24 protein-coding genes and 1 tRNA gene are annotated in these 21686 nt (G+C 65.9%); 11 read left to right on the forward strand and 14 right to left on the reverse strand.

Features of this window, described 5'->3' with window-relative positions:
* Both NTW26_04685 and NTW26_04690 read right to left on the reverse strand, forming a co-directional pair.
* A partial coding sequence (locus tag NTW26_04685) for a hypothetical protein (protein ID MCX7021565.1) occupies positions 1 to 472 on the reverse strand: 472 nt, incomplete at its 3' end.
* 4 nt (positions 473 to 476) lie between these two features.
* Positions 477 to 1025, reverse strand: a complete 549-nt coding sequence (locus NTW26_04690) for a hypothetical protein (protein ID MCX7021566.1) — start codon at positions 1023 to 1025, stop codon at positions 477 to 479.
* Between the two features lie 206 nt (positions 1026 to 1231).
* Between NTW26_04690 and NTW26_04695 the strand changes: the two genes are divergently transcribed.
* The 7 genes from NTW26_04695 to NTW26_04725 all read left to right on the forward strand — a co-directional run bounded on the left by NTW26_04695 (position 1232) and on the right by NTW26_04725 (position 6913).
* Positions 1232 to 2278 (forward strand): glycosyltransferase family 1 protein, encoded by a 1047-nt coding sequence (locus NTW26_04695; GenBank protein ID MCX7021567.1) that lies wholly within the window; start codon positions 1232 to 1234, stop codon positions 2276 to 2278.
* 3 nt (positions 2279 to 2281) lie between these two features.
* Entirely contained in the window at positions 2282 to 2506 is a 225-nt protein-coding gene (locus NTW26_04700; GenBank protein MCX7021568.1) for a hypothetical protein, read from the forward strand.
* Positions 2507 to 2759: 253 nt separating this feature from the next.
* On the forward strand, positions 2760 to 3329 hold the full coding sequence (locus NTW26_04705) for a hypothetical protein (protein MCX7021569.1): 570 nt from the start codon (positions 2760 to 2762) through the stop codon (positions 3327 to 3329).
* 289 nt (positions 3330 to 3618) lie between these two features.
* Positions 3619 to 4467 carry an NAD(P)/FAD-dependent oxidoreductase gene (locus NTW26_04710; GenBank protein ID MCX7021570.1) on the forward strand — a complete coding sequence of 283 codons (849 nt, stop codon included), beginning with the start codon at positions 3619 to 3621 and terminating at the stop codon, positions 4465 to 4467.
* On the forward strand, positions 4437 to 4730 hold the full coding sequence (locus NTW26_04715) for a hypothetical protein (GenBank protein ID MCX7021571.1): 294 nt from the start codon (positions 4437 to 4439) through the stop codon (positions 4728 to 4730). The genes NTW26_04710 and NTW26_04715 overlap by 31 nt, the downstream gene beginning before the upstream one ends.
* Positions 4731 to 4745: 15 nt before the next feature.
* Entirely contained in the window at positions 4746 to 5636 is an 891-nt protein-coding gene (locus NTW26_04720) for a geranylgeranylglycerol-phosphate geranylgeranyltransferase (protein ID MCX7021572.1), read from the forward strand.
* 197 nt (positions 5637 to 5833) lie between these two features.
* On the forward strand, positions 5834 to 6913 hold the full coding sequence (locus NTW26_04725; GenBank protein ID MCX7021573.1) for a hypothetical protein: 1080 nt from the start codon (positions 5834 to 5836) through the stop codon (positions 6911 to 6913).
* 168 nt (positions 6914 to 7081) lie between these two features.
* On the opposite strand, the gene NTW26_04730 is transcribed toward NTW26_04725, so the two are convergent.
* The 9 genes from NTW26_04730 to NTW26_04770 form a co-directional block, all read right to left on the reverse strand.
* On the reverse strand, positions 7082 to 7693 hold the full coding sequence (locus NTW26_04730) for a cyclase family protein (GenBank protein MCX7021574.1): 612 nt from the start codon (positions 7691 to 7693) through the stop codon (positions 7082 to 7084).
* Between the two features lie 260 nt (positions 7694 to 7953).
* On the reverse strand, positions 7954 to 8940 hold the full coding sequence (locus NTW26_04735; protein ID MCX7021575.1) for an NHL repeat-containing protein: 987 nt from the start codon (positions 8938 to 8940) through the stop codon (positions 7954 to 7956).
* Positions 8941 to 8954: 14 nt separating this feature from the next.
* Positions 8955 to 9875 carry a PorV/PorQ family protein gene (locus NTW26_04740; GenBank protein MCX7021576.1) on the reverse strand — a complete coding sequence of 307 codons (921 nt, stop codon included), beginning with the start codon at positions 9873 to 9875 and terminating at the stop codon, positions 8955 to 8957.
* Positions 9876 to 9963: 88 nt separating this feature from the next.
* Positions 9964 to 10683 (reverse strand): hypothetical protein, encoded by a 720-nt coding sequence (locus NTW26_04745; GenBank protein MCX7021577.1) that lies wholly within the window; start codon positions 10681 to 10683, stop codon positions 9964 to 9966.
* Positions 10680 to 11816, reverse strand: coding sequence for an inositol-3-phosphate synthase (locus tag NTW26_04750; protein MCX7021578.1), 1137 nt, complete (start codon positions 11814 to 11816; stop codon positions 10680 to 10682). The genes NTW26_04745 and NTW26_04750 overlap by 4 nt, the downstream gene beginning before the upstream one ends.
* Before the next feature lie 66 nt (positions 11817 to 11882).
* Positions 11883 to 12494, reverse strand: coding sequence for a CDP-alcohol phosphatidyltransferase family protein (locus NTW26_04755; GenBank protein ID MCX7021579.1), 612 nt, complete (start codon positions 12492 to 12494; stop codon positions 11883 to 11885).
* A 5-nt stretch (positions 12495 to 12499) separates the two neighbouring features.
* Positions 12500 to 13486 carry a type I glyceraldehyde-3-phosphate dehydrogenase gene (gene gap / locus NTW26_04760; GenBank protein ID MCX7021580.1) on the reverse strand — a complete coding sequence of 329 codons (987 nt, stop codon included), beginning with the start codon at positions 13484 to 13486 and terminating at the stop codon, positions 12500 to 12502.
* Between the two features lie 11 nt (positions 13487 to 13497).
* On the reverse strand, positions 13498 to 14244 hold the full coding sequence (recO, locus tag NTW26_04765) for a DNA repair protein RecO (GenBank protein ID MCX7021581.1): 747 nt from the start codon (positions 14242 to 14244) through the stop codon (positions 13498 to 13500).
* 115 nt (positions 14245 to 14359) lie between these two features.
* Positions 14360 to 14446, reverse strand: a tRNA-Leu gene (locus NTW26_04770).
* A gap of 320 nt (positions 14447 to 14766) precedes the next feature.
* Between NTW26_04770 and NTW26_04775 the strand changes: the two genes are divergently transcribed.
* The 3 genes from NTW26_04775 to NTW26_04785 all read left to right on the forward strand — a co-directional run bounded on the left by NTW26_04775 (position 14767) and on the right by NTW26_04785 (position 15883).
* On the forward strand, positions 14767 to 15114 hold the full coding sequence (locus NTW26_04775) for a VOC family protein (GenBank protein ID MCX7021582.1): 348 nt from the start codon (positions 14767 to 14769) through the stop codon (positions 15112 to 15114).
* A gap of 10 nt (positions 15115 to 15124) precedes the next feature.
* Entirely contained in the window at positions 15125 to 15469 is a 345-nt protein-coding gene (locus tag NTW26_04780; protein ID MCX7021583.1) for a DUF3795 domain-containing protein, read from the forward strand.
* A 111-nt stretch (positions 15470 to 15580) separates the two neighbouring features.
* Positions 15581 to 15883 carry a DUF3795 domain-containing protein gene (locus tag NTW26_04785; protein ID MCX7021584.1) on the forward strand — a complete coding sequence of 101 codons (303 nt, stop codon included), beginning with the start codon at positions 15581 to 15583 and terminating at the stop codon, positions 15881 to 15883.
* A gap of 65 nt (positions 15884 to 15948) precedes the next feature.
* On the opposite strand, the gene NTW26_04790 is transcribed toward NTW26_04785, so the two are convergent.
* The 3 genes from NTW26_04790 to NTW26_04800 are packed head-to-tail and all read right to left on the reverse strand — an operon-like array spanning position 15949 to position 19588.
* On the reverse strand, positions 15949 to 16542 hold the full coding sequence (locus NTW26_04790) for a helix-turn-helix domain containing protein (GenBank protein ID MCX7021585.1): 594 nt from the start codon (positions 16540 to 16542) through the stop codon (positions 15949 to 15951).
* A gap of 49 nt (positions 16543 to 16591) precedes the next feature.
* Complete coding sequence (locus tag NTW26_04795; protein MCX7021586.1) at positions 16592 to 18358, reverse strand: hypothetical protein; 1767 nt, start codon at positions 18356 to 18358, stop codon at positions 16592 to 16594.
* A 15-nt stretch (positions 18359 to 18373) separates the two neighbouring features.
* Positions 18374 to 19588, reverse strand: coding sequence for a hypothetical protein (locus tag NTW26_04800; protein MCX7021587.1), 1215 nt, complete (start codon positions 19586 to 19588; stop codon positions 18374 to 18376).
* Between the two features lie 264 nt (positions 19589 to 19852).
* Between NTW26_04800 and NTW26_04805 the strand changes: the two genes are divergently transcribed.
* A complete protein-coding gene (locus tag NTW26_04805) occupies positions 19853 to 21679 on the forward strand; it encodes an immune inhibitor A (protein MCX7021588.1) in 1827 nt (608 codons plus the stop codon).
* The last annotated feature ends 7 nt before the right edge of the window (positions 21680 to 21686 follow it).

Consider the following 21686-nt stretch of genomic DNA (forward strand, 5'->3'; position numbering starts at 1 on the left):
AGGCCTCTTCGACGCGCGCCATGTCGTTGCGCCACTTTTTGACGTCCACGGGCGCAAGCACCACGGTCTTCGTATCCCCCTCCGGCGGGGGGCCCGTCGGGAGGCGATTCTCCCACTCCCGCGTCACCTCGTCCAGAAGCTCGAACGCCCCGCGGATGTCCTCGGCGGCGGCGATTTTCTCCTCGGCGTGGCGCCGGGCGGTTTCGGGCGCCTCTACACCCGTGAGCTCCTCCGTCGCATTCTCCGCCCTGCGCAACAGCTCCCGTGTCTCACCCGAGTCGAAGGGCAGGCGGTACCCGTAGCCCTCGCCGATGTGGATCTGTCTGCCGTAATAGGTGTCCAGACAGGCCTGCAACTTTGCATCGGCGGGCGTGGCCTCGTTCTTGTAGCGCGTAAGCTCGTCGTAATCGCTCCTGGCGCAGCCGCCAAGGATAACCGCCGCCACGAGCGTCACCACGATGGTCCGCGGCATGCCTCTAGCGCTCCCCCATGAGGATGAACTGGGAGAGGAGCACCCGGCGGCCCCGGGTGAACTCGCCCTCGACTTCGTTCACGGCCGCGGTGAAGTTCTTGCAGGAGAGGGCGATCCATTCGGAGTGGTAGCCGGGCAGCGCCTTCTCGTCCTCCAGGGAGAAGGTGTACACCTTCAGGAAGTCGTCGATGAACGACTGGAGGTCCGCCTGGAGGGTGGCGAGCACTTCTATTTTCCGATTCTGGAACTCCGCGATGGCCTCTTCCTTGTAGTGGGCGCTGGCGAAGAACTCGCCGAACTCGTAGGCCTTCTCCTGGTAGGTAAGGGCATCGTTTACGAGCCCCGGGACCTCGCGGCCGATGATTTCGGGGGCCAATTGGGCAATGTCGTCGGTCCAGCGGCGGATCTGCTCGGTCAGGAGCAGCACGTCCGCATCCGGACCGTCCATCTCCTCGTGGTAGCGCTGCACTTCTTCGAGCTTGGCTTCCCTCTCGCCGCAAGCCGTGACCAAGAGAACGAAGAGGAGGAACACCGCCGGGCGGAGTTTGACCATTGAATCTCCGGTGGACAATCTTCGCATCTATCTTACCAGAGGACCCGACACTCGGCAAGACGGGCCCCGCGACCGCGTTGTTCAATGCGTCCGCGCCGTGGTATACTTGATTTGAGGAAGTAGCGACGGCGCGTGGGTTGGCGGGCGGAGCACGGGACCATGCCCCTGATCCGTTTGCGCACTTCGGTCGGGATCCGGTGCCCCCTATGTCCCTTCGTCTGGCCTTCGACGCGACCGAGGCGTTCCGTCCGCGGCCCCAGGGGATGGGGCGGTACTGCGACGAGCTGCTCCGCGCCTTGGCGAAAAACCCCCGTGTCGAGCTGACCCTTTACTGCCGGAGGGTTTACCGACCGGTGGCTTCCAGGCTCGCCGTCTGGGGTTCCCCGCCGTGCGGGACGTTTTTCCAGCGCCGGCGGTTCGGGGTGGAGGCCGACCTTTGGCATGGTCCGGCCAACCGGCTGCTGTACCGCGGCCCGTTACCCTCCGTCCTGACGCTGCACGACGTGGCCCCCCAGCTGGGTTACGCCAGGGACAGGCACCGCCAGCTCGCCCGCGAAACTGCTCGGGCCGCCGCCGTCATCACGCCCAGCCTTCATTCCGCCCGTGGGATTTCCGCGCAGTTCGGTCTCCCCGACGGGATGATTCGGGTGATTCCCTGGGCGCCGCCCTCGGGCTTCGAACCGCGAACGTCCGAAGAAGTGGGGCAGGTGTGCGGGCGCTACGGGCTGCGACCGGGAAAATACATCCTCCACCTCGGCTCCCGGGTTCCCCGAAAAAACCCGCAAGCCATCTTCGGGGCGCCCCGGGGGCTGTTGGAGGAGTTCGACCTGGATCTCGCGGTGAGCGGAGAACCCCTGACCGGTGAATGTGAGCTGACCGCCCCATTGGGCGGACGGGTTCGCCATCTGGGGTACCCGGAAAATCTCCCCGCCCTGTATACGGGGGCCGCGGCGCTCATTTTCCCATCCTTCGAGGAGGGCTACGGCTTCCCGGCGGTCGAGGCGCTGGCATGCGGCTGCCCCGCCGTGCTGGCCCGTGCGGGAGCCCTGCCCGAGGTCGCCGGCGAAGCCGCCAGTTACTGTGATCCGGCGTCCGTTGAGGACGTGCGGCGCGCCCTGCGCCGGGTGCTCGAGGATGTAGCTTTCGCCGAAAATCTCCGCCGCCTCGGCCTGGAGAAGGCCCGTCGCAGCTGGGCCGACGTGGCAGAGGACCACCTGAAACTATACGACGAAATCGCAAACCTTACACGTTGAGGAGTGAACCGTTACGATGCCGCCATCGCGGCCGCCGACATTCTCTCCGACGCCAAGGAGGCTTACGATTCTCTGGTGGTCGAGTACGAGGGCGGTTCCATGGATCGGATAACCCGTCAGGAGCGCGTCAAGGAGATTCTGGACACGTACACGGACGCCGTTACGGACCTGCAATTGGCCGAGGGGCTTTTGCCGAAACTCCTGGCGTCGGTCAACGAGAAGCCTTGACGCGCGGATACTTTTAGTACGAAAATAGGTTATGGGGATTTTGGCGAATCACAGACATATACACGAAGGAGGAGAGATGCGGAAGGCTGTGTTGGCGCTTCTAGTCTTGGCCGCCCTGAGCTTTGCCACCCAGCGCATGGTGGTGCTCGAGGGTTTCACCAACTACACCTGACCGAGTTGCCCCTCGGCAGACGCGGCGTGGGAGGCCATTGACGCGCAATACCATGACGACATGATCCTCTGTGAGTGGCACATGAACTGGCCCGGGGCCAGCGATCCTTACTATCTCTACAACCCGACCGACCAGAACAACCGGCGGGCCTTCTACGGGGTCAACTCCGTCCCCGACACCTACGTGGACGGAACCAAGGTCAGCTGGGGCAGCGCCGGGGGATCCGTCGCCAACCGAATCAACGTCCCCAGCCCCATGGATATCGTCCTCGACGGGAACATCACCGGCAACGAAGGCTACTTCAGCGCCCGGTTCGAGTGGACCGACAGCGTTCCCGACGGTTACTACCGCGCCTTCTTCATCATCGTCGAGAATGATCTCTACGCGGGCGGGAGGCACTACAATTACACCATGCGCATCACCGAGCCCGATTACCCCGGCTGGCTCGTCCCGGACAACGAGGGCGTCCACTACTGGACCCAGGACTTCAACGTGGACCCTGCCTGGAAATTGGACGACGTGATAGGTTACGTCATCGTCCAGAATTTCCAGACCAAGCAGGTCATCCAGGCCGCCCGGGTGGATCTCGCTGACTGGCAGACCCCGGTCGTGGAGACTTCCTGGGGCCAGATCAAGGCGAAGGATTACTAGATCGAGCGATCGGCCTGAAGGGGCGGTTTATAGAGCCTGGCCGACGTTGGGCTCGATCATATCCTCACGATGGGACAGAAGGGGCGGGGCGTAGAGCCTGGCCGCCGTTGAGCGCTTTCAAATCCACACGATCGGATTGAAGGGGCGGGGAGGGAGTCGAGGGTGTTGTCCGCCGCACATGGGGACGACACCGAGATTGGACTTACGGGGCGGGGCGATGAGCCTCGCCTTTTAAGTTATACTTGGTCCGATTGACTGCGCCGTGGGGAACGCCGAACCCAGGAGAAGTTTGCGCTACGATGTGATAGTCGTGGGGGCCGGACCGGCTGGTTCCAGCACCGCCTATCACGCGGCTCGGGGCGGTCTGCGGGTGCTCCTTCTGGAAAAGCGCCAGCAGGTCGGTTTCCCGGTGCGCTGCGCCGAGGCGGTGGGAAGCGGCGGGTTCGTGGAGGAGCTGGGCGACGACGAAATCCTCTTCCCCGACGGTCCGGAGGGCGACCTGGCCCCGCCTTACCGCGCCGCCCATCTCCACGGCGGAATCACGGTCTCACCCGGGGGGAACCGGGCCCACGTCAAAAAAGAGGGCGCCGGCTGGGTCCTCGAGCGGAAGCTTTTCGACCTCCACCTCGCCGAGCGGGCCGCCGGAGTCGGGGCCGAACTCCGGGTAAAGACCCAGGCGCTTTCCGCCGAGCGGAGCGGGACCCTGTGGCGGATCGAGGTGCGTCGTCCGGGTGGGATGGAGACGGTGGAGGCCCCGGTGCTCGTCGGCGCCGACGGGATCGAGGGACTGGTCGGACGCTGGACGGGTCTTTCCAGGCACCTGCCCCCGGCCGACGTCCACGCCGGAGCCCAGGTGCTGGCCGCCGGCCTGCCCGCGTGGGTGGAGGACGACACAGTTTACTTTTTCCTCGGTTCCCGGGTCGCCCCCGGTGGATACGCTTGGCTCTTCCCCAAGGGTCGAGGGACGGCGAACGTCGGGCTCGGAATCATGGGTAGCGGACAGTCGGGGACGGCGCAGGCTTACCTGCGCGACTTCCTCTCGGCGAATTTCCCCGAAATGACCCCTTTTCCGGCGCGGGGATCAACTGGGCCGTGGAGGCCGGGCGGTTGGCCGGGGAGACGGCGGTCGAGGTTTTGAGCTCCGGCGGGGAGCCCACGGCTAGAGCCCTCCAGAGCTACGAGAAACGCTGGCGGGAGAGGCACGGACGGGAGCATCGGCAGCTCTACAAAATCAAGACCCTGGTCACGAGCCTCACCGACGACGAGATAGACCAGGCCGTGGCTGCCCTGGCGGCCGGGGCGGCGAAGGGCGAGTTGGGGGAGATTTCCCCATTGAGAATCATCGGCTACGCCCTGAAAAACGCCCCGGGACTGGTTTTGAAACTGAGGCACCTTCTCTAGGCGGTGTTTTTGGTGGTGACGAAATTCAGGGCCATCGTGGAATTGGCGCGGCCGACCAACATGCTCCTGGTTTTCGCCGCCGTCGTGTTCGGCGCCGCCCTGGCCCTGCCTCCCGGCGCATGCCCGACGTCCGGGTGGCTGGAGGCGCTCGGCCCGCTCCTCGCCGCTGCGGCCGCCCTGAGCCTCGTCGCCGCGGGTGGATACGCCCTCAACGACCGGGTGGACCTCGCCATAGACCGGATCAATCGCCCGGCGCGCCCCCTGCCGGCGGGTCACCTCTCGCCGCGCGCCGCCGTCTTGTTCTGCGTCTGCGCCTGGGCCGTCGCGGTCGGGCTGACCATTCTCGGCCCCCCGGCGGGTTACATCGTCGTCCCCTTCTGCATTCTGCTCTCCGCCGTATACGCCCTGCGGCTAAAGCACACCGGGCTCGCGGGGAACCTGGTGGTGGCGCTGATGACCTCCCTGGCCCTGGCCTACGGCGCCACGGCTGCGAATGGGTTGGACCGCGTCATCCCCCTGGCCGCCCTGGCTTTCCTGGTGAATCTCTCCCGGGAAATCTTCAAGGATGTGGAGGACCTGCCCGGGGACGCCGAGGTCGGGGCGCGGACGCTGGCGGTGCGCCTGGGCGAAGGGCCCACGCGGCTGATCGGCTCCTCGGTCGCCTTCGCCGTGACGCCGGCCCTGGCGCTTTTCTACTTCTTCGACCGCCTCTTTTGGGTGGACGCCCTGGCCGTCGCCGTCGGGATGGCGCTGCCCCTCGTCGCAATCGGCGTCTGGGGTCTCCGTCGGACGGGGAAGGTCGGGAGGGTCCAGCGCTGGCTGAAGGCTTCGATGTTCTGCGGCCTCGCGACCCTCGTCCTGGGTCGGACGGTTTACTGGCTCGCGGCGTCCGGCAGTCTTGGCTGACGTGCGTCGTGAACGGGTGGTGGAGCGTTTCCACGTTTATATGGTATGATACTGACGTTATAATTGCTCATTGTCTCCCGACTATTTAAGGAGGGGTGGATGCGCAAGCTATTTCTCGTCTTTTTCGGAATCATCCTCGCCACGGGCTCCCTCGCCGCCGAAAAGACCACCGTGGCCTTCATCGGCCGGTCGGTCAGTTGGCCGGCGCGTCCAAGGTCATCGTGGGCAAGGTGTCCAAGGTGGGCGAAACGTACACCGTCACCGTCCGGGTGGTGGACGTTTTCGTGGGCAAGGTCGAGCTCTCCGAGTCGGCCGAGTCCAACAGCCTGGACGGCCTGTTGTCCGTGGCTCGGGACATGGCCGCCCGCCTGGCGGCGAACATCCCCCTGGTCGGCACCGTGGTCTCGGTTTCCGATAAAACCGTCAAGTTGGACCTGGGCCGCAAGGAGGGCGTGAATGTGGGTGACACGGTCGAGCTCTACCGCCTGGGCGAGGAGTACTACCACCCCGACACCGGCGCCTTCCTGGGCCGCGACATCGAGGAGCTGGGCGAGGCGAAAATTACCAAGGTGCTGGCCGACGAGCTTTCGGAAGCGCTCTTTTCGGGCGACGTTCCGCCGGTGACGGGCGACAAGGTGCGCCTGGGCGGGACGATCGAGGTCGGCGAGCCCGAGGTCGTCACCACCGCTACCACGGTCCACCCGCGGGGCAAGGGCCCCGGATTCGGCGTCACCCTGAGCGCTCCCTTTCTCTTCGCCATCAACAGCCTGTACGGGGATTACGAGGATTACGCCACCCAGGGGCTCCAGTTCGGCGGGAGCCTGATGGTGGACTTTTTCATTGCCCCGATCTTCTCCCTCGGCCCCTACTTCGGTCTTCTGACCTACACCAACACGATTGACAGCTGGGACTTATACGAGGAGGACACCTTCCTCGAGATGCTCTTCGGCCTGGGTCTTAAGGTCCGGTTCGTCGAGACGGGCATGGTGCGTCCCTGGTTGTTCGCCGGCGTCGGATACGCCCTGGTGTCCTGCGACTTGTACGTCAATGAATACGATTACGGGGAGGGATCGGGCTCGTACACCGGCGGCAGCTTCGGAGTGGACGGCGGCCTGGGCGTGGATTTCTGGCTCTCCAATTCCTTCTCTATCGGCTTGGGCGGCCTCTTCCACTACAACGGGGTCACGGAAGTCGAATTCGATTCGGGTCAAACTGGAACGCTCAACGACTCGCTGTACTCGGTGGGCGGCCTCCTGGACATCGGCATCTACTTCTAAGCCCCGGATAATTAAAAAGGTGGCCCGCGAGGGCCGCTTTTCATTTGGGGAGGTCGGACCGGCGTGAGGTTCGGAGCGGTTTCCCTCTCCCAGTGGGAGAGGGATTAAGGGTGAGGGCTACCTTTGAAAAGCGGCGGGGACTGAAGTCCCCGCCCTACATTAAAAAGATCAACCTTCCAGCAGCACCGCCCGGCAGGGGGCGCCCTCGGCGACATCAATTTTCAGCGGCAGGCAGACCAGGGTGTACCGGCCGGGCGCGGCGCTCGAGAGATCCAACCCCTCCAATGCGGGAATGCCCCTTTCAAAGAGCAGGCGGTGAACCAATGGTTCCACCTCGAAGCCGTCCACGCTGGGCCCGTCCACGCCCAGAAGGCTGATTCCCCGCTCGATGAGAAGCTGGATAGCATCCCCGGCGGGGTAACAATAATCCTCGAAGAATCCGCCCTCCCGGCGGGCGGAGTTGGCGGTCTTCAAGAGGACCCGGTCGCCGGACTTCAACGCATCGAGCGGCAGGGTTCGGCCGATTACCCTCGCGTCGCCGCAGTCCACCACCAGCGCCGGTCCGACGAAGGGGCCGAGCGATAGCTGACCGAGGCGTTTCCCGTCGGGAAAAAGGTGGGCCGGGGCGTCCACGTGGGTGCCCAGGTGGGAGCACAGGGAGAGCTCGGAGGTCTCCCAGCCGTCGCGGGCGTGGGTCTTGGTGAGCGAGCGCTCCAGGCCCCTCTCGCCGGGCCAGGGAGCCGCGCCATCCAGCGGGCGGGTGATGTCTATGACGCGCATCAGTCAGGCTCGTGGCCGGGGTTGATCCGAAGCTCGTCGAGGTCCACCGTGGTGCAGGGGCCACCCGGAGAAGGAGTCATCTACGGTAGCCCGCGGGCCGACCTAAAGGTCGGCCCCTACGAGGTCGGCGCGCGGCCGGCAAGAACATCGATAAGCCAGACGGTCGGCCCCAACCGGCAGAGGGGAACGTACCGTGATTAGACCTCGACCCGCCCGCACGGCGCATATAATCGTCCGCAAAGGGGGAGTCTGAGCGGCGGCTACCAGAGCTCGGGGTCGTACACCACGACGGCCGCAGGGGAGGAGAACCCCTCCGCGGTCGCGACGGTGTCGCCGTCCCGGATGAGCTTCACCTTGTTCCCGGTTTCCTCCACCACCCAGACCCCTCCGCCCGGCTCGGCGCAGACGTCCACCGGCCCGTTCAGACCCCCCCAGTCCTCTAGCACCGCACCGTCTTCGGAGTCGAGGAGCAGAGCCGACCCGTCTCCCCGCACGGCGACCCAGCAATCACCGTTAGAGTCCAGGGACAGACCCTGGGGGTCCAGGAGGTAGGTGGCGGTGAAGGACACGCCGCCGTCGGAGTCCAGGCAGAGGACGCGGCCGCCATCGCTGTCGCCGACCCAGACGCGGTCCCCGTCCGGGTCCACCGCCAGGCCGCGAATGACGCCCAGCCCGGTGAAGGTGACTCGGGCGTCGGCTTCGCTCCCGTCGCCGGTGAGGCCGCCGTCGAAGGCGTAGAGGTTGCCGCTCTCATCGGCGCACCAGCAGTATCCGTTCGCCTCGTCCCAGGCCACGCAGCGGGTGGGGCCGTCCACCGTCACGCGGCCCAGCTCGTGGGCTTCCGAGTCCAGGCGCACGAAGGCGTGGTTGACCCGGTCGGCCACCCAGCACTCCCCGTCCGCCGTTACCGACACGGCGATGGGGTCGTTCAGGAGACCCTCCTCGGTGGCGGCGGCGAATCCCAGGTCCAGGTCGAGCCTGACCACCCGGTCCCCCGAGTAGTCGGCCACCCACAGGGCGTTCACCCCGGGATAGAGGGATATATCGGTGGGCCGGGTGACGAACTCGTTGAAGCCCGTGGTGTTCCCCTCGGAGTCCAGCCTGACGATGCGGTCGTTCATCTTGTCGGCGACGTACTCCGTGGTTTCCGTCGGGGTTTGTCCGTCGTCGGCGGGCGTGGTGCAACCGAGGGCGAGGGTAATCGCCGCAATCGCCGTCAAGTTGGCGAGAAGCGTTGAGCGTTTCATGTTACGACCTCGGGCTAGATCAAAAGCCCCAGCGTGAAGAGGTGTGTGGCGTCCAGGTCGCCGTAGTCGGCGTAGGCGTAGTCCAGGTTCAGGAGCACCGTGTCCCACAGGGCGAACTGGAAACCGACGCCGAAGGAGAAGGTGGCCGTGTCGTGCCCCAGCCGGTAACCGCCCCGGAAGCTCACCAGGTCGAACATGGTGTACTCGAGGCCGAAGGCCCCGTAGGGCTCGTCGTAGACGGGATAGACCCCGTCGGCGAAGAGGGTTATCCGGTGCCGGGGCAGGTCGAGAACGTCCCCGGCGGCGCCCAGGCGCAGAGTGACGGGGAGTGGGCTCTCCAAAGTCACGTACTTGACGTCGGGTCCGAGGTTGGTGGCGGTGAAGCCGAGACGGAGGGCGTTCAGGGGCTGGTACGAGAGCCCCAGGTCGAAGGCGACGGTCGAGGTGTTGACGTCGTCAATGCGCGAGTAGATGTAGTTCACCGTCGCCCCGGCGCCGAATCCCTGGAAGAGCTCGACCCCGTAAGATACTCCGGCCGCCATATCCGCCGCGGGGAATTCGCCCGTGGGCACGCCGAATTCATCGTAGCCCTGCAGGGTGCCGTAGGAGAGGTAGCGGGCCGCGACGGCGAGGCTCCCGGCCTTGCCCCCGGGCAGCGGGAAGGCGTAAGCGCCGAACTCGAAGGTGAGGTCGGCCAGGTACTCGTCGTGGGTGAAGGTGACGGCGTTGCGGCGGTTCTTCGATAGAAGCGCCGGGTTGAGGACCGCGGCCTCGGCGTCCCTTGCGTCGGCGACGAAGGCCTCCCCCAGCGCCAGTGATCGCGCCCCGACCCCGAGCCGCAGGAAGGGAAAGCAGGCGGTTCCGGCGTCCTCCTCGGCGGCCATCGCGGCCACAGCCGTCAGCAGCACCGCAAAAATCAACCAGCGGGTTTTCATCGTTACCTCCCGGGCTTCCACATCCCCCATTATAGGAGATAATCGGTCCCGAGACCAGGGTTAAAAGGCTCGCCTTAAAAGGCTCGCCTTAGCCGCCGACGAGCTCCCAGAAGCGGTCGCCGTAGATGATCCAGGCGGCGCCGAGGCGGATGACGACCGGCAGCAAGGCCAGGGAGAGCGATTGCGCGACGCCGAAGTGCAGCCCGCGGTGGGCCCCCAGGGTCAGGTAGACCAGTATCAGGGCCAGGACCAACAGCGGCCCGAAGACGGGGATGAAAAGGACGAGATAGGCCGTGGCGCCGTAGGACGCGACGCGAAGCACGTCCCTGAAGGCGAGCCTGCTCTGGTACAGCCGCCCCAGGCCGAAGAGGGCTACGGCGTCGAGGAGGAGGAGCCCGGCCAGCCCCGGCGCGTTAAGCGCGACGTACCAGGGGAAAGGCGCGCCTTCGGGCCCGCCGGCGAAGAGCCAGGTCACCCCGGTGGTTAAGAGCGTCGAAAAAAGAAGGGCGATTCCGGCGTAAAGGTAGGCGTACCAAGCGCCCCGCCCGTGGGGCATTTTTCCGAAGAACTTTTCCGGTCCGCGGATGACGCCCCAGATCGTTTTAAAAAAACCGTTCGCGTTCCTCCCGCGTTCCCAGAGGGCCGCCGGGTTGTCGCTTCCCACACCCGCGCAGACCGCGCATATCCTGTCCTCGCCCGCCGCGGCGCACTCGGCGCACAGAAAATCCCCGCAGTGCCGGCATCCGGCGACGGCGGGGCGATCGGGGTGGTTCACGCAGTGCCCGGGCAGCGACCGGGTGCCGCTCAACGGGCCTTGGTCGGGACGCCGGCCTTGGCGGATGGCTTGGCCGGCTTTGCCTTCGATTTCGAGTACGCCGCGATGAACTCTTCGACCATGTTCCGGGCGATGTCGTCGGAGTGCTGCACGGGGGGGGATTTCATGAAGTAGGCCGACGGGCCCTCGAGAATGCCGCTCACGCCCGAATCCAGGGCCAGCTTGACGCAGCGGATGGCGTCAATGACCACGCCGGCCGAATTGGGCGAATCCCAGACCTCCAGCTTGAGCTCCAGGTTGAGGGGCACCGAGCCGAAGGCCTCGCCCTCGAGGCGGATATGGGCCCACTTCCGGTCCTTGAGCCAGGGGACGTAATCCGAGGGGCCGATGTGGATGTTGTCGTCGCCGAGGTGCTGGGAGATGTTGCTCGTGACCGACTGGGTCTTGGAGATGCGCTTGCTCTCGAGGCGCTCCCGCTCGAGCATGTTGAGGAAATCGGCGTTGCCCCCGACGTTGAGTTGGCTGGTGCGCTTCAAGGACACCCCGCGGTCCTCGAAGAGCTTGGCCAGGATGCGGTGGATGATGGTGGCCCCGACCTGGCTCTTCACGTCGTCGCCGATGAGGGGGAGGCCCTTGGCCGCGAAGCGGGCGTTCCACTCGCCGGTGGAGGCGATGAAGACCGGCACGCAGTTGACGACGGCCACGCCGGCCTTGAGGGCTTCGTTCAAGTAGAAGCGGGTGGCCTTCTCGCTGCCCACGGGGAGGTAGTTTATCAGTATTTCGGCGCCCGATTCCCGCAGGGTTTCGGCTACGTCAACCGGCTCGCCCTCGGCCAGGGGGATGATGTCGCGGAGGTATTTGCCGATGCCGTCGAGGAGGGGGCCATGCTGGACTCGGGTTCCCAGGAGGGGCGGTTCGGCGAAGCGGAAGGTGTTGTTGGGCGGGGCGAAGATGGCCTCGGAGAGGTCGCGGCCGACCTTGTCGGCGTTCACGTCGAAGGCGGCGACGAAGCGGATGTCCCGGACGTGGTATCCGCCCAGGCTGACGTGCATCAGACCGGGCACCTGCGCGTCTTCCGACGCGTCCCGGTAAAACCAGACGCCCTGGATGAGGGAGCTGGCGCAGTTGCCGACCCCGACAACGGCAACTTTAACCTCGCCGGCCATCAGGGCGCACCCCCTTGTGTTGCGTTCATTGGGTCAAGGGGCTTAAGCCCCTTGCTTAAACCGCGATCACTCCCCGCCCTTCCCGTCGGTCTCCGACAGCCTCGCCATGGTGTAAGCCAGACGACGGAGGGCGGTACACAATGTCCCCACGGCGAGGATAATAACACAAATCTTGAGCGCAGTATAACCCGCGAAGGCGCCGGCGAGGAGGAGCACCATCCGCTCCGGCCGCTCCCAGAAGCCGACCTTGCATTCCCCGGCGAGGCTCTCGGCGCGGGCCTTGGCGTAACTGACGGTGAGCGAACCGACCAGGGCCACCAGGGTGAACGCCAGATAGAGTAAATCCCCCCGCTGGGCCGTGAGGTACGCGACACCCGCCAGGACCGCCCCATCCGCCCAGCGGTCGGTGAAGCTGTCTATGTAGGCCCCGCGCTTGGATTCCAGCCCGCGGAGCCGGGCCACCTGCCCGTCGGTCATGTCGAAAAAGCCGGCGAGCAGCAGGAGCCAGGCGGCGCCCAAGAGGTCGCCCAGGGCGAAGAGGAATCCGGCGCCCAGGCTCGCCAGAAGACCGCAGAGGGTCAGGGCCAGCGGCGAGACCTTCAGCCCGGCCAGAAGCCGCGCCGGCCACCCGAAGAGGAACCGAAAGGCCCCTCGCAGCCACTCCCGCCAGAATACCATTCCGCCTAGAAGAGTAAGGCGATCAGATCGGCGGTGCGACAGGAGTAGCCCCACTCGTTATCGTACCAGCTCATGACCTTGGCAAAGGTGCCGTAGCTCTTGGTGTACTCGGCGTCGAAGATGGAGCTTGCGGGGTTGCCGATGAAGTCGCTGGAGACGAGGGGCTCCTCGCAGTAAACGAGGATGCCCTTGAGGGGGCCCTCCGCGGCCGCCCTGACCGCGCCGTTTATATCCTCGGCCGTGGCCTCGCGCTTCAAGCAAACGACGAGGTCCACCAAAGACACGTCGGGGGTGGGAACCCGGACGGAGATGCCGTCGAGTTTCCCGGCCAAATCGGGCAGAACCAGCCCCACCGCCTTGGCGGCTCCGGTGGTGGTGGGAATCATGTTCATCGCCGCCGCCCGCGCCCGCCGCAGGTCCTTGTGCGGCAGATCGAGGATGCGCTGGTCATTGGTGTAGGAGTGGATGGTGGTCATCAGGCCGTGCTCGATCCCGAAGGACTCGTGGAGCACCTTGGCCAAGGGGGCCAGGCAGTTGGTGGTGCAGCTCGCGTTGGAGATGATGTGGTGTTTTTTGGGGTCGTAGGTGTCGAAGTTGACGCCGAGGACGACGGTGATGTCCGGGTCCTTGCCGGGAGCGCTGATGACGACCTTCTTGGCGCCGGCCTGGAGGTGCTTCCCGGCCCCGGCCCGGTCGCGGAAGAGGCCGGTCGCCTCCAGCACCACGTCCACGCCCAGCTCGCCCCAGGGCAGGCGCGCCGGATCCCGCTCCGAGAACACCCGTATCCGGTCGCCGTCCACCACCAGATGGTCACCGTCTATCGAAACGTCGGCGGAGTAGGTGCCGTGGATCGAATCGTGTTTCAGCAGGTGTGCCAGTGTACCAGCGTCGGTGATGTCGTTTATCGCGATTATCTCGTAGTCGTACCGGCCCCGGGCGTAGCGCATGAGCGTGCGTCCGATACGCCCGAATCCGTTGATGGCGACTTTCATTCATTCCCCCTTCAGCGTTGAGCCTCGGTTGTCCGTCCGAGAAGACTTTCGGCGCCCGTTAAAAGTTCCGTGGAGCGCAGCCGGAGGTCGAAGTGGTATTCGACGAGCGAAAGACAGATCTTGAGCGCGCCCGAGAGAACGTCGGCGTCGTGACGGCCCTTGAGAACCGCCCGGCGCTCAAGCCCTTCGAGGAGCCGGATGCCGCCCGCGTTGAGCGGCAGGTACCCCTCGCGCCGGTGCCCGCGGCACAAAACGCGGCCGCCCGCCACGTCCACCGCCGCCCCGCCGGTCAGGGTGTCGTCGCAGGCGGCGCAGCGGGAGAAATCAGGCCAGAGCCCCTGGGCTCTTAAAAGGCCCTTGAAGAAGAAGAGCGTCACCGGGCGGGGATCTATGCCGCCTTCGAGCAATTCGAGCGCGGTCCGCAGGAGATGGTAGCAATCCTCGCCCGCGGCCAGGGCCACTTCGGCCAGGGTGCCGGCGTAGAGGAAGAGCCGCCAGTCGCTCCCGATGCGGGGGGCGCCCGAAAGGACGTGCGCCTCGGAGAGGAAGTCGAGCTCGCGCCCCTCCTTCCGGTACACCAGCGCCTCGATGACCCGGTAGGCCACCGTGCCGCCGGCCAGACGGCTCTTGGGTCGGCGGGCCCCCTTGGCCACGGCGCGGATGACTCCCAGCTTCGGCGTGAGGAGGGTGACTATTTTTTCCGTGTCGCCCAGGGGGCGGGCCGCCAAGACGAGGGCCTCGGTCTTAAAGAGCGGCATGCCGAACCTGGTCGTTCCCGGCTTTGGGGGTGGAAAAAGAGAGGGCCCAACCGGTCGTTCGTCCCAGGAGCCGCGAGACAACAAACGGTTCGTTATCGCTCAATCCGGTGGTAGGTGGTGCCGGGAAGGAGACTTGAACTCCTACAGGGTTTCCCCCACATGGCCCTCAACCATGCGCGTCTGCCAGTTCCGCCACCCCGGCACCGGTGGTGAGCCACGGCTGCGCTGTCGCAGACGCGGCTGGGTGAGTATAGTCAAGGGGGTTTTTCTAGTCAACCCTCCGGTGGCCCGGGACCGCCCTTGCAGCCCTGCTGAAAAAGGGTTACCATGATGGGGCCTAATAACCCCTTTTCCGAGGAGGAATTTTGGCGGTATTCGTCTGCGGCAAATGCGGTCACGTGACCCAGGACGTGCGCTGCTGTCCGAAAACCTGCCCCAAGTGCGGCGCTTCGCGCGAGGCGCTGAAGAAGAAGTAGCGGGCGCTCCGGGCGGCGTACAAGGAGGTGCCTGGATGCACGGCGTATGCCATTTTGCCGGGGCATAGCTCGCTTCGCTCGGTTCGATATCCCGGCGAAGAACCCCGAAAAGCTCTTCCCCTTCTACCGGGACGTCTTCGCGTGGAAGACGGAGGTCAGCCGGGGTTACCACATGTTTCGTCCCCCGAACAGCATCACCGGCGGCCTGGACACGAAGGTCAAGGCGCCGGTCGTCTACATCGAGGTGGCGGACATCACCGCCAAGCTGGACGAGGTGGAGCGGGCCGGGGGTAAAACCGTCACCCCCAAGACCCACATCGGCGAGGGTCTCGGCTACTACGCCTACTTCGCCGATACCGAGGGAAACGTCATCGGCCTGTGGAGCCAACATTAGGGGGAGGGTGGTGCTCGAGTCCGGAGGGTATTGCGGGATAGACTGCGACGCCTGCCCCGCCCTTTTGGCCACCCGGAAGGGCGACAAAGCGGCCCTGGCGGCGGTCGCGGCCGAATGGTCGAAGCTGTACGGGGCGCAGATTCCGCCCGAAAGCATCCCCTGCGCCGGCTGCTTCGCCCGGGCTCCAGAGCCCACGGGCTGCCACGCCCATGAGTGCCTCATCCGGACTTGCGCGATGGGGAGGGGCGTGGACACCTGCGCCGAATGCCCCGACTACGCCTGCGACCGGCTAGCCGAGTTCTTCGCGGTTGCCCCCGAGGCCCAGGCCAACCTGGAGGCCCGCCGGAAGGGTTAGCGGCGGCGCGAACCGGCCGGAGGCGGCGTCGTAATGGACTCTGTGCGGTATCCGCGGCCGTTGGTAGGATTGCGCCCGCGGGGATAACCGCCGGACGAGGGAAGGTGGACCATGCTCGAGCGCGGCGGGTTCTGCGGTCTGGACTGCGACGCCTGCCCGTCCCTCGCCGTCGGCGGGGACGTCGGTGCGGTCGATCCGGGGACCATCCCCTGCGGCGGTTGCTTCGCCGGACCGTCGGACGCGCCGGGCTGCTCCTTCGAGGACTGCCGGATCCGGTCCTGCGCGTTGGAAAGGGGCGTACCGACTTGCGCCCTCTGCGATAGGTACGTCTGCGGGCCGCTCGAAGAGTTCTTCCGCTCCTTCCCCGGCGGCGACGAGGCGCGGAAAAATCTGGATTTCCGCCGGAAGGCTTGACGCTCCCAGTTCTTAAAAAAACAAACCGACCCCGCGGGGTCGGTTTTTTAAATCCTCGGCTGAAATCAATCCTTCAGGTACGCCGCCGAAAGTTCGAGGAGCTCGAGCCACTGGCCGAAGAGCTCGTCGGGGTCAAGCTCGTTCCCGCCGTAGAGGTGGGCCAGGGCCAGCCCCGAGGTGATGGCCAACGTCAGATCGGAAAGCGCCTTGGCCCGCCGGAGGGGTATGCCGGGGAAGGTCCGCTGGAGGGCGTTCACCAGGAGCGCGCGGAGTTGGTGGTGCCCCCGGACCAGGGCGTCCTTGGCCGTCGCGCCGAAGCGGGAATCCAGGAGGAACTCGACGGTGCGCGCCCGGCTCCTGGCGTAACCGGCGAAATCGCTGAAAATGGTGTACCCGAAGGCGACCATGCCGCCCACGCCCTCGGCCGCGGTTTCGAGGGCCCGCTCGAAGCGATCGGCCAGATCGGTCGCCTCGAGCTGCCAAAGTGCCTGGAGCAGGCCGTCCTTGCCCCGGAAGTGGTCGTACATCGAAGCGGGCGCCAGGCCGCCGGCCCGGGCGATGTCGCGCATCCGGAGCTCACCCACCGACCGGTGCTCCAGGAGTCCCCGGGCGGCGCCCAGAATCCGTAGCTGGGTCTCGGTGAAGGCATCTGCGGTCATGTACCACCTGCCTTTGGGATGCCGGATTCAGGTCGGAAAACGAGTCCGATCAATCGTAAATATCCGCACCCGTGCCCTGGGTTTCGGGAAGCATGTAGCTGCGCATGATGTCGGCGATGGGAATGCGGGGGATGGTGAACTCGGAGAGGTTAATGAAACTGGTGAAAATGGATAAGAGCGAAAAGCCGGTGTCCACGACGCGGATTTTCATCGTCATGCGCTGGTTCTTCAGGTCCATCGTGACCAGGTCCGGCTGCTTCTGAAACCCGCCCAACAGGCCGCGGACCTGGGTGATCGAGGGGTTGGTGCCCTCGGGATCCAGGAAGAGGAGCATCTTGTCCAGCACCTGGAGGCTGAAGACCGGAACCTCACCGGTCAAGAGCAGATTGAGCCTGCCCACCAGGCTGCCGCCCAGAGCCTTTGCCGCCAGGCGCCAGACGCGCAACCCGCCGCCGGTGATGCCCCAGGTGAGCTCGAGGTCGTTCAACTTTATCTCGGGCATCCCCCCCCCGGCGATGCGGACCTCGCCGATGGTCAGATCGGGGGGCGGAGTGAAGGGGGCCAGAAGCTCGTACCGGCGCTCGCCGAAGGGCGATGAATGTTCCTCGGCGGTTCCGGGCAGGGGTAGGGGCGCGCTGAGAACGATTTTGTTGTCTATGGGCAACTCCCCCTCGATGCCGGTGACGGAGAGGACGCCCCCCTGCCGGATGTTTATCTGGTGGAACCGGAGCCGTCCGGTGACCTGCATCGGCTTCGGGCCCCGCACCGGGCCGCGCAGGGCGAGCTCCAACCCGACCTGGCCCTCCACGTCCGCCATCCCCGCGCTCAGCTTCAGGGGGTGGCCGATTCTTCCCACCCTCCCCTGCAGGTCGAGGGCCACGATGGGCGTTCCGAGAAGGTCGGAGACCGCCCCGTTGCCGGTGAGGCTTGCGTCCAGCGAATCAACGCCGGCCTCGATTTTCTCAAACTGGATTTCTTCCAGTCCCCTCAGGCGGCCCTTGAACCCCAGTTTCACCCCCTGCACGGGTACGGGCAGGTCGGCCAGGACGACGTTGGCGACGGCGGCGTCCAGCTCCACATCCCCGTCGCCGGAGTCGAAATCGAGGGCGAGGCTGGCGTGGATGCCGTCGGCACTTCCCTGTGGGAGGCCGATCGAGACGTCGGTCAGTTCGAGGGTGAGGTGAGTCCGGAGCGAGCGGGCCAGGGCCAGGGGGTCGGGGTCGTCCAGCGCTCCCGGCGCCACCTCGATCCATCCCCGGATGTCGGCTTTTCCTGCGGGTTTTATCGGCGGCAGCTCGAACATCCCGGGCGGGATCAGGCTGAGCGCCCGGTCTAGATTTATCACGAACTCGTCGAATCTGACGGAGGCCCCCCCCCGACCGTAATCGTTCACCCGGGCGTCGCCGCGCCAGTGGAGCGCGTCGCCCAGGTCCAGCCTCATTCCTTCGAGGGTGAAGTTGCCGCCCGCCAGATCGGCCGTCAGCGAGCCTTCGAGGGAAACGTCGTCGAGCGCGACGGGGCCGGGAAGCCCCGTTCCCGCGTATCGCACCGTCCCTATATTCAACTGCAACCCCTCGGCGGCGAAGTTGCCCCTCGTCAGATCGGCGGAAAACGTGCCGCTCACGGCGAGGTCGCCCACCAGGAGGGGACCGGGCTCACCCTGGCTCGACAGGTGGCCGGCCTTGAGGTCCACCTTGAGGCCCGTGGCGGAAAGGCTTGCCAGGTCCACCGTCCCATTCGCGGATAGCGCCAGGTCTCCCACCGAGTACGGGCCCTCTTCGGCGTTCAGGATGGAGATGTCCGCCGCCCGGCTCACCCCGGGCTTCGGATATCATAGCTCCACTTCGGTGTGCAGGGCGATTTTCCCGTTCAGGCCCACCACGCGGGCCGGACCGCTGGGGAGCGCCATCCCGCCCTCGATGCCGGCGAGGTAGAGCTTGGCCTCGACGGCCACCGTCCGTGGCGCGAAGGACTCGTCCAGGCGCACGTCCAGGTTTACCGCGCCGGAGATGTCGCCCGAGGCGACGATACCCGGCAGGAGGGGGGCAAGGTCCCGGGCCAGGGGGCCGAGCTCGACCCTGTCCAGCGCGAGCTTCACCGCCGCCCGGGGCTCCCCGCTCAGCGTCGCCGCCACCTCCAGCCCCAGGGAGAGGTAATCGCCCAGGGACAGCCGTCCCCCGGTGATGTTGACGCCCATCGTCGCCAGGTCGGCGTCGAAGTCGCCCTGCAGGACGAGTTCCCCGGCCGGGGCGAACTCCAGGGGGGCGGAGAGGTTTATCCCCGAGGCGGCGACGTAAAAACCGCCCGAGACCGCCGTGGCCTCGAGCGGGTCACCGGGAATGGTGAGATCCAGCTTCAGGCTAAGCTCATCTATGCGGCCCGAGGCCTTGGGAGCCTCGGCCGGGCCCAGACGCAGGCTGACCGGCCCCGGCTCCTTCCTGATTTCTAAAAACACCGGGCCGGGCTCCCCGGTGTCGAATCCACCCATCACCAGGGACAGGCCCCCGAGGCTGGCCGCGATGTCGTCCGAGACCGTGACGTCCAGATCCTGGACGGACAGGCGCCGGAGCCGGACGTTCACCGGAAGAGAGTCCCAGGTGAAAGGCGGTTTCTCCTCCTCGCTGGGCGGGGCCAGGTACTCGACGTTCCACCCCAGGCCGGGAATCTCGATCAGGTTGACCTTCACCCCCCGGGCCTCGGCCACATCCAGGCTGATACGGTTCTCGGCGAGGAGCTTTCCCAGATCGTAGCGAAGGACGAGCTCGTCGAGCCGCACGGCCGGCGCGCGGTCGAACTCCTCACTGGAGAGGACGACGAGGTCGCGCACCACCAAGCCGGTCAGGGGCGAGATGAAGACGGGGCCGACGGACACCTCACCCTGGAGGTTTTCGTTGACCAGCCCCAGCACCAGTTCCTTGAGTTTCTCTTCGGGGTAGAGTAGGCGGAAGAGGAGGGTGGCGAGGACGACGAGGGTCGCCGCCCCGGCGAGGATGCCGACTAAAATCTGGGCCGTCCAGCGGCCTATCGCTTGTGTGGTTTTTATCAACCGTTCGCCGTCCCGCGCCGTTTTCTCTCCGGGCGCACTTGAGACTCTGTATTGTACCTGATTCGACGCGGCGGAGAAAACGGGCCCGAGGTGCCTAAACCTGCAATGGCTGGATGGATGGCGACGCGGTCCTTGTCCCTGCCGGCCGGCGGTTCCCATCCGCCGCCGTCCGGGAAACCGGTCACCTACTCTCCGGACCCCAGGCTGGCGCCGGGGTCCCCTTTTTGCTATATTGACACCGTGCATCCGACGTTGGAGGCTCCGTTGCGGGCAACCCTCATCCTGCTCCTCTTCTTCTGCGCATCCTGGGCCATGCCCGGCATGCCGCTGGAGCTCTACGACTACTACGGGCTCACCGTCCCGGCGAACCTGACCGAGCCGGAGCGCCCCGACGGCGTGGACCAGCCATCCCCGGTTCCCACAACGGCCAACTTCACTGTCAGACCCCTTATCCTCCTGGTGGATTTCGACGACCAGCCGGCGGACAAGGACATCCACCCGCCGCTGGAGTACGGGAAGATAATCTTCCGCCGTAACCAGGAGCCGGGCACCTTCACCGACTACTGGGACGAGGTGACCGGCAGCCGGGTGCGGATCGTGGGCGACGAGGAATCCGACGTGGATTCGGCCTGGATCCGGGTCAGCGGAACCTACGACCCCACCGGCGAGGACCTGGATTACGCGTTCTTCACCGACGGGGAGTACGGTTTCGGCGGCTACCCGCACAACACCCAGGGGATGGTGCGCTACGCCCTGATGGCCGCCGACCCCCGGATCAACTTCGCCGATTACGACAACGACGGCCCCGACGGCATACCCCGCTCCGCAGACCCCGAGCACTCCGACGACGACGGCTACGTGGACGCCCTCTTCGTCGTCCACGCCGGGTGGGGCGCCGAGCAGAGCCGGGACCCCGGGAACATCTGGAGCTGCAAGTGGGACCTCGAGTCCGACGGGGGTCCCGGGTCCTTCGCCACCGACGACGGGGTCAAGATCAAAGATTTCATGGTCGTGCCCGAGGAGCTCCTGGACAACTCCGACGACGGCAACGAGCTTTTAATCACCATCGGCGTTTTCTGCCACGACTTCGGATACAAGCTCGGCCTGCCCGCGCTCTACGACACCACCCCCAACCGCTGGGACGCCGACTCCTACGGCATCGGTTACTGGGGGTTGATGGGCTACGGCGCCTGGACGGGAATCGTGGCCTATCCCCAGCGCGTCCCGCTCCCCGGCAACTGCCCCGTGCACCCCTGCGCGTGGAGCAAGTACCACGCGGGTTGGGTCACGGTGACCAACGCCACCCAGGGCCGCAACCAGCCGCACGCCATCTACCGGGCCGAGAGCTCGGCGCCGCCCGACGCCACCCGGTTCCTGAGAATCACCATCGCCGGTCCCGAGGAGTACTTCCTGTTGGAGAACCGCCAGCAGGTGGGCTTCGACCGCGGCCTTTCGTTTCTTGCGCACATAGACCCCGACGACCCGACGCCCTGCGACGGCCTTCTCATCTGGCACATTGACGAGCGGGTCATCGAGGACAACCTCGCGGGCAACACCGTCAACGGGAACAAGCAGCACAAGGGCGTGGACCTTGAGGAGGCCGACGGCTACAACGACCTCGACTTCCGGGTGAACCTGGGCGACGACGGGGATCCCTTCCCGGGAAAATTCTCGAAGCGGGAGTTCGGACCCGATACGACGCCCGATTCCCTCCCCTACGGCTCCAGTGAGTCCACCTGTTACATCGAGCGCATCAGCGACTCGGGCAACCCGATGACCCTCTACGTGACCAGCATCCGCAATCCCTTGACCCAAGGGGTGATGGCGGGGCCCAACCCCTACTACCCCGAGCGGGATGACCACCTCACCTTCTTCTTCAAGTTCGGCATCCGGGTCACCGTCCGCATCTACACGCTCTCCGGAGACCTGGTGCGCACCATCGGCGAGGACGAGGTGGACGAGGCCTTCGGCCAGGCGACTTGGTACGGGGACAACGATAACGGGAGCCAGGTGGCCACGGGGCTCTACTTCTTCACCGTGGATTCGGGCGATTACCACGTGGGCCACGGCAAGTTCACGGTCATCCGCTGATGGGGGC

Source organism: bacterium (assembly GCA_026398675.1).
Taxonomy (GTDB): domain Bacteria; phylum RBG-13-66-14; class RBG-13-66-14; order RBG-13-66-14; family RBG-13-66-14; genus RBG-13-66-14.

What these genes read in the sequence shown, in the direction of transcription:
- NTW26_04775 (MCX7021582.1), top strand. Translation starts at nt 14,767, where the DNA reads ATGCCATTTTGCCGGGGCATAGCTCGCTTCGCTCGGTTCGATATCCCG.
- NTW26_04695 (MCX7021567.1), top strand. Translation starts at nt 1,232, where the DNA reads ATGTCCCTTCGTCTGGCCTTCGACGCGACCGAGGCGTTCCGTCCGCGG.
- NTW26_04750 (MCX7021578.1), bottom strand. Translation starts at nt 11,816, where the DNA reads ATGGCCGGCGAGGTTAAAGTTGCCGTTGTCGGGGTCGGCAACTGCGCC.
- NTW26_04735 (MCX7021575.1), bottom strand. Translation starts at nt 8,940, where the DNA reads ATGAAACGCTCAACGCTTCTCGCCAACTTGACGGCGATTGCGGCGATT.
- gap (MCX7021580.1), bottom strand. Translation starts at nt 13,486, where the DNA reads ATGAAAGTCGCCATCAACGGATTCGGGCGTATCGGACGCACGCTCATG.
- NTW26_04755 (MCX7021579.1), bottom strand. Translation starts at nt 12,494, where the DNA reads ATGGTATTCTGGCGGGAGTGGCTGCGAGGGGCCTTTCGGTTCCTCTTC.
- NTW26_04705 (MCX7021569.1), top strand. Translation starts at nt 2,760, where the DNA reads ATGAACTGGCCCGGGGCCAGCGATCCTTACTATCTCTACAACCCGACC.
- NTW26_04730 (MCX7021574.1), bottom strand. Translation starts at nt 7,693, where the DNA reads ATGCGCGTCATAGACATCACCCGCCCGCTGGATGGCGCGGCTCCCTGG.
- NTW26_04785 (MCX7021584.1), top strand. Translation starts at nt 15,581, where the DNA reads ATGCTCGAGCGCGGCGGGTTCTGCGGTCTGGACTGCGACGCCTGCCCG.
- NTW26_04790 (MCX7021585.1), bottom strand. Translation starts at nt 16,542, where the DNA reads ATGACCGCAGATGCCTTCACCGAGACCCAGCTACGGATTCTGGGCGCC.
- recO (MCX7021581.1), bottom strand. Translation starts at nt 14,244, where the DNA reads ATGCCGCTCTTTAAGACCGAGGCCCTCGTCTTGGCGGCCCGCCCCCTG.
- NTW26_04740 (MCX7021576.1), bottom strand. Translation starts at nt 9,875, where the DNA reads ATGAAAACCCGCTGGTTGATTTTTGCGGTGCTGCTGACGGCTGTGGCC.
- NTW26_04690 (MCX7021566.1), bottom strand. Translation starts at nt 1,025, where the DNA reads ATGGTCAAACTCCGCCCGGCGGTGTTCCTCCTCTTCGTTCTCTTGGTC.